Origin of the sequence: Bellilinea sp. (assembly GCF_034432615.1) — a bacterium.
GTDB lineage: Bacteria > Chloroflexota > Anaerolineae > Anaerolineales > Anaerolineaceae > Bellilinea.
Genome location: NZ_DAOUBL010000006.1, coordinates 1 through 6,510, shown reverse-complemented (window position 1 = coordinate 6,510; position 6,510 = coordinate 1). Strand labels below are relative to the sequence as shown.

Genomic DNA, 6,510 nt, shown 5'->3' with positions numbered 1-6,510 from the left:
CGCAGGACGGTTTGCGCGCCGTCCCGGCGGGAAACCGCCGCGCCGGCTGACGTCCGCTCGAAAGGACAACCAGGGTTTACGTCATTCCGCGCGCAGCGGCACAGACCCCCTCCCAGCCTCCCCCAAAATCGCCAACGATTTTGGGGGAGGTGCAGGTGACGCTCTGCGAGGAATGAGCGCGCCGGCTGACGTCCGCTCGAAAGGCCATGCGATGATCTGTGTTTGAGTCGGCTGCGGATGCGACCTGTTCAACGCATAGGCGCAGCGACGGCACACCCCGCTACGGACGGAAATGACCCCCTCCCAGCCTCCCCCAAAATCGTCAACGATTTTGGGGGAGGTGCAGGTGACGCTTGACAGCGCTGATGAATGTCCCCTTCCCCGCAGAGAAACGCCGTTGAAATGGTCGCCAGCGCAGCCCGGTGCGGGTCACCATCCTCACCCCCCTTCCCCGCAGAGAAACGCCGTTGATCGGCCAGGGCAACCCTGTGGGGAAGGGGGGTTACGGGGGGTAGGGGAAGAGGCGCACGCGGTTGAAACCACATAACAAAACTGAAAAGCCAAACAAACCGCAGATTTGTTAGAATGAAGTTTGCAGAAGAATAGTTTTCAGTAAAGAACCTGCCGCCCTACGCGCGGCAGGCCGGGGAGGTCGGTCATGATGGGAAGAAACGCAACCTTACGCGGGCTGCGCCGCCTGCTGCAGGCACTGCTGATTGTGCTGCTGCTGCCAACCCTGATCGTCAGCGCGGACAGCGGCGCCATTCAACTGGGCAAGACCGAGCTGGCTTCGCGCGGCTACCCGAACGACACCGGCAAGGAATACGGGCTGGGCGCCAACGGCAATTCGGTCTATACCAGCCTGTCGTGGTTCGAGAACGTCAACAACTACGCCAAGCTGGCGTTTGCCTCGGCCGCCGAAAATTTGAGAAAAGATGAGCTGAGCGGCAACGTCATCCCGGATACCGATAAAGTCTGCCAGAGCGAGGTGAGCAGTGGGAACCGCGGCTGCTACGACGTCTTCGTGCAGAACCCCGCCGCGCTGGAACCGCATTCCATCGGCAATCCGGTCTTCATCACCGGGTTTGATACAGATGTAGAAGGCGATGCACTCTTCCCGACCCTCTCGCGCGACGGCAAATACCTCGTCTTTCAGTCCGGCGCGGAATACTCCGACTATGACAATTCCTCCCAGCTGGAGACCGACATCTTCCTGGCGATCTTACCGCAACCCCATGACCCGAACAACACACCCCCGCTTTTCCGCGTTTCTGCCGAGCAGAGCACCGGTGCGGACGCCGGCTTTCACTCCGGCAACGTGGACTGCGCCCCGGTCATCTACGGCGTCAACCACACCAGCCCGCCGGCCTGCCGCACCCATCCGGATACCGGTACGGCCAAACCCAACTTTGCCCACCCCCACCCGGTCGCCGATGCAGTCTTTGTCAGCGGAGAGGGCGTGTATGTGGCTTTCGAGTCGATGGCCGACCTGGGCGCAAACAGCAACGGCTTTGTCAAGGATATTTTCGTCCGGCAGGTTACACTTAGTGATGGAGAGACTCTTACGCAACAATTCCCCCACACCCTGCTGAGCGCCGGTTGTAATTACACTACCGGTCAAAATGATGTAAACGAGCCCGCCAACGGCGACTCCTACCACCCGGTCTTCGTGCCGAACACCAACGGGCGCTATGTGGTCTTCGTTTCGCGCGCCACCAATCTGGACTGCAGCGTGCCCACAACCGATTACCCCGACGACGACCCGAATGCCCCCCTCCACCAGCGGCGCGCCAACCTCTTTCTGGCCGACCGCGATAACGGCACAATCCGCCTGATTACCAAAGGGACGAACGGCAAACCTGCCGAAGGCGCCTCGGAATACCCGGCCGTGACCGTCTATCAGGACACCACCGATCCGAACCCGAAACTGTACATCGCCTTTCAATCCAGCGCCAGCAACCTGCCCGTCTATAATCTATCCCACCCCAACAACCCGGTAGCGGACGACAACAATGGCTACACCGACATCTTCCTCTATATCGCCGATAACATTGCCAACCCCACCAGCGGTCAAATCCGGCCGATTTCGCGCGCCACCGGCGAAACCAGCACCTACGGCGAAGAGGCCAACGCGCCCTCTTACAGCCCGGCCATCTCCGGCGACGGCAAACTGGTCACCTTCACTTCCTACGCCACCAATCTGGTAGTGGGCGACGACAACGCATCCTGCCCGCTGATGCCGCCCGGCATCGAGGGCTGGGTGAGCAGCAACTGCCCGGATATTTTTGCCCGCCGCTGGGGGGTGAACCAGACCTGGCGCGTTTCGCTGACCACGGTGGGTGAGCAGGCGCAGTGGAACTCCAACTTCAGCTCACTCAGCCTGAGCGGGCGCTACGTGGCCTTCTCCTCCGGCGCCGACATGCTCAGCGAGGGCGAAGGCGTGCCCTACCAGCAGGTCTACCTGCGCGACCAGGGCAACCCGCCCGGCAACCCCAACATCCAGCCGACCGCCTACAACTTCGGCGTTGTCCCGTTCGGTGGAACCGCTACCAAAGAGTTTCAGGCGAATTACCTCGCCCCATTGAAATTTAACGACCTGCAAATCAGTGAAGGGGAGTATAAACCGTCAGAGAATACTTTTGGCTTTTCTATCGTATCAATTGACTGTGAGCCGAATAAGGATTATGTCGCTAATGATGTTTGCAAATTTACGATCCAGTTCACGGCGCCGAATTTTTCAACCCGCGAGGTGCGCGGCAGAGCCAGATACATCGTCGAAGGGCAGGATCCGCTGACCGGCGAGAACAAAGTTCGCTTTATCGAAATCGGGCTGGTGGGAGCAACCCCGTTTTACGAGGTGAGCATCCCCGACGACCCCGAAGCCATCACCCTGCCCTACGGCGTTACGCGCACCGAGGTGCTGAAGGTCTATAACCTAGGCAACTACACCGATTCCTTTACCCTCTCCCTGACCCATATGAGCGGCTGCCCGTTCACCCACAGCGTCACCCCCAGCCAGTTGAGCAACATCCAGCCGGGGGGGTTCGGTGAGGTGACCGTGCGGATCACCACGACACAGCCCAATTGTCAGGATGATGACGCCAGCAAAATCCACCTGAGGGCTGTTTCACAGGGTGATTCGAGCAAGCTCTTCGATCGGGTAATCGAAACATCCTCTGGAGATGCCTACATCTACCTGCCGCTGGTGCGCAAGTAAGCCGCGCTGCAGCCGTCCGGCCGGCCTCTCTAAATTCCAACCATTCCCACAAGGACTTGCCGCTGCAATCCCACCCCCCTGAATCGCCCAGACGATTCAGGGGGGTGGACGGGGGCAAGCGCATGACCGGCCGGGCTGCGCCCCTATCCCAAACCTGCCTCTCGTAAGAACTGCTCCAGCACCGCTTCGTAGGCGGCGCGGTTGTTCCAGTAACTTTCGGCGTGACCGGCGTTGGGCGCCAGGTACAGCCGGCGCAAGCCGCGCCGTTTGGCGGTGTACAGGCGCTGGCTGTGCTGCGGCGGGATGTAGTCATCCTGCTGACCGTGCACCAGCAGCACCGGCATCTCCAGGCCGGGCACCGCGCGCAAGGGGAAAACCTGCCCGAACCAGAAACCGGCCTGCAGCCGCGCCAGCAGGCTGGCCAGCGGCAGGAACGGGAAAGCCGGCAAGCCGACATCGCGGCGCAGGCGCAGCGCCAGCAGCTCGTTCAGGTCGGCAAACGGGCAGTCGGCGATGACGAAAGCCGGGCGCGGGTCTATGGCGGCATGCTGCAGGCAGACCGCCGCGCCGAGCGACTCGCCCATCGTCCCCACCCGTCCGCCGGGCGGCAGCTGCGCCAGCGCCCAATCCAGCACGGCGCGCAGGTCGTGGCGTTCGTAAAAGCCGAAGGTGCAGTTGCCGCCGCCGCTCAACCCGTGGTAGCGCTGGTCGTAGATCAGCACATTGTAGCCGCGCCGGCGGAAGAGCGGCAGGTACTTGATGCAGCCGAGGCGGGTGTAGGTGATGCCGTGCACCAGCACGACGGTGCGCCGGGCGCCCGCCAGCGGGAAGTAGGTGGCGCTGAGGGTGTACCCGAACGGCGAGGTCAGGCGTACTTCCTGCTTTTCCCACGACCAGTAGTCGGCTTCGTTCAGTTTGCCGTTTTGCACCTCGATTTGATAGGTTTTCAGGTAGGGAAAGCAGCGCGGGCGGATGGCGCGCTGCGTCAGGACGGCGGACACCCCCAGCAGAAAGCCCGGTAAAAGCAGCAGCAAAATCAAGACCGGCATGAGTCGATTCTAACACAGCTGCGTTCTGGGGCGCAGGGGATGATGTCATTCCCAGCGCAGTGAAATAAACCCCCTCCCGGCCTCCCCCAAAATCGGCGTGGCGATTTTGGGGGAGGTGCAGATGGTGCCGCCGCGCCTGCTCAAAAGCCCCGCTGGCTGCAATAAACGCCCCCCTTCCCCGCAGAGCAACTCGTTGAACTTGACGCCAACGCAGCCCGGCGCGGGTCACACACTTTGCCCCCCTTCCCCGCAGAGCAACGCCTCGAGCGGCCAGGGCAGCCTTGCGGGGAAGGGGGGCTACGGGGGGTTGGGGCGAGTGGAGGAGTTGTTTTATTGGTATTGGCAGCCTGCGGTTCAGCCTCTTTTTGACTTTGAGAAAGCCGTCCCTTTTTACCCGCCGTGTTGCAGGTAGGGACGGTTTTCCAGCAGCCTCATCGGCCTGGATGGGTTATAGGGTGTGGCAGGGCAAATGCGAACCCCTCTTGCGCCTCCCCCAAACCCCGTGCAGCCGATTGACAAATGCCGCCCGGCTGTGCTAAACTAACCCCATGCAGTACCCGCAGGGACATCCCCACGCTCATCATCACTCCCCCGTGCGCAGCGCGGCACGGCGGGCATGGGCAGCCTGCGGCTGGTAAAACCGCTCATTCCCCTGTTCATCCCATCCCCCGTGCTGCGGGGGATGTTTTTATTCCATCACCGGAGGTGTTTCCATGTCCTTACCGATTTACGACTCGCAAACCGCCCGCCAGACCGTCCTGCGCCGCCGTCCGCCGGATGAAACCGACCTGCCCCCCGCCGTGCAGGAACGACTTACCGCCCTGTTCGGCGAACCGCTCAGCGCCGAGCAGGCCGTTGCGCGGATTGTCGCCGACGTGCGCCGGCGCGGCGATGATGCCTTGCGCGACTGGACGCGCAAGCTGGACGGCGCCGACCTGGCCGCCGGCCTGCAAATTGACCCGCACGACTGCCAGAGCGCGCTGCAGGCCCTGCCCGGCGAACTGCGCAGCGCGCTGGAAACCGCCGCCGAACGCATCCGCCGCTTTCACTGCCGCCAGCCGGCCCTCTCGTGGATCGAGCAGGACGCCGACGGCACGCTGGGACAGCTCATCCGCCCGATTGAGCGGGTGGGGGTGTATGTGCCGGGCGGCAGCGCGCCGCTGCCCTCTTCGGTGCTGATGTCGGTCATCCCGGCGCGGGTCGCCGGCGTGCAGCGGGTGATCGTCTGCACGCCGCCCGGACGCGACGGGCGCGTCAACCCGGTCATCCTGGCGGCCTGCGCGCTGGCCGAAGTGGATGCGGTTTACCGCGTCGGCGGGGCACAGGCGATTGCCGCCATGGCGTTCGGCACGCCTGCCCTGCCGGCGGTGGATAAAATTGTCGGGGCGGGCGGGCTGTTTGTCACGCTTGCTAAACGGCAGGTATTCGGCGTGGTCGGCATCGAAGGGCTGGCCGGTCCCACCGAAACGGTGGTGATTGCCGACGAGGGCGCCAGCCCGCGCCGCGTCGCCGCTGACCTGCTGGCGCAGGCCGAGCACGACCCGCTCGCTACCGCCCTGCTGCTGACCCCCTCCCGCGCCCTGGCCGAGGCGGTCGCCGCCCGGGTGGACGAGCTGTTGAGCCAGACCGCCGCCGACCCGCTGGGGCGCGCCGACATCATCCGCGCCTCGCTGGCCGCGCGCGGCGGCGCCGTCCTCACCCGCGACCTGGACGAAGCCATCGAGCTGTGCAACGCCTACGCCCCCGAACACCTCAACCTGGTGGTGCGCGACGGCTGGGCCTGGCTGCCCAAAATCCACAACGCCGGCGGCGTGTTTCTGGATGAAGAATCCTGCGAGGTGATGGGCGATTACATTGCCGGGCCGAGCCATGTCATGCCCACCGGCGGGTCGGCGCGCTACGCCTCCCCGCTCAATGTGTGGGACTTTGTCAAGATCGTCAGCCTGGTCGGGCTGAACCGCGCCGCCGTGCAGCGCCTCAGCCCGCTGGCCGAAATGCTGGCGCTGGCCGAAGGGCTGGATGCCCACGCCCTGGCCGCCCGCCTGCGCAAGGGGTGAGCGCGCCACTTATCAAAACTATAAAGTCACTTTGCTTGACACGCTTTAACCGCTATGCTAAAGTAATTAACGTGAGTTCGGGATAAGATCAAAACCTGGCAAGCAGTGATCGTTACCCCCACCTGCACCTCCCCCAAAATCGCCCCTGCGATTTTGGGGGAGGCGGGAGGGGGACGAAAATTCGAAA

4 protein-coding genes are annotated in these 6,510 nt (G+C 63.3%); 3 read left to right on the top strand and 1 reads right to left on the bottom strand.

Going from position 1 to position 6,510, the window contains the following annotated elements; genetic code table 11:
- A partial coding sequence (locus VAE48_RS00470) for a hypothetical protein (protein ID WP_322791344.1) occupies positions 1-226 on the top strand: 226 nt, incomplete at its 5' end.
- A gap of 432 nt (positions 227-658) precedes the next feature.
- Positions 659-3,217 carry a hypothetical protein gene (locus VAE48_RS00465; RefSeq protein WP_322791343.1) on the top strand — a complete coding sequence of 853 codons (2,559 nt, stop codon included), beginning with the start codon at positions 659-661 and terminating at the stop codon, positions 3,215-3,217.
- Positions 3,218-3,360: 143 nt separating this feature from the next.
- Here VAE48_RS00465 and VAE48_RS00460 read toward each other — a convergent pair whose 3' ends face one another.
- Positions 3,361-4,266 (bottom strand): alpha/beta hydrolase, encoded by a 906-nt coding sequence (locus tag VAE48_RS00460; protein WP_322791342.1) that lies wholly within the window; start codon positions 4,264-4,266, stop codon positions 3,361-3,363.
- Positions 4,267-4,979: 713 nt separating this feature from the next.
- Between VAE48_RS00460 and hisD the strand changes: the two genes are divergently transcribed.
- Entirely contained in the window at positions 4,980-6,323 is a 1,344-nt protein-coding gene (gene hisD, locus VAE48_RS00455) for a histidinol dehydrogenase (RefSeq protein ID WP_322791341.1), read from the top strand.
- The last annotated feature ends 187 nt before the right edge of the window (positions 6,324-6,510 follow it).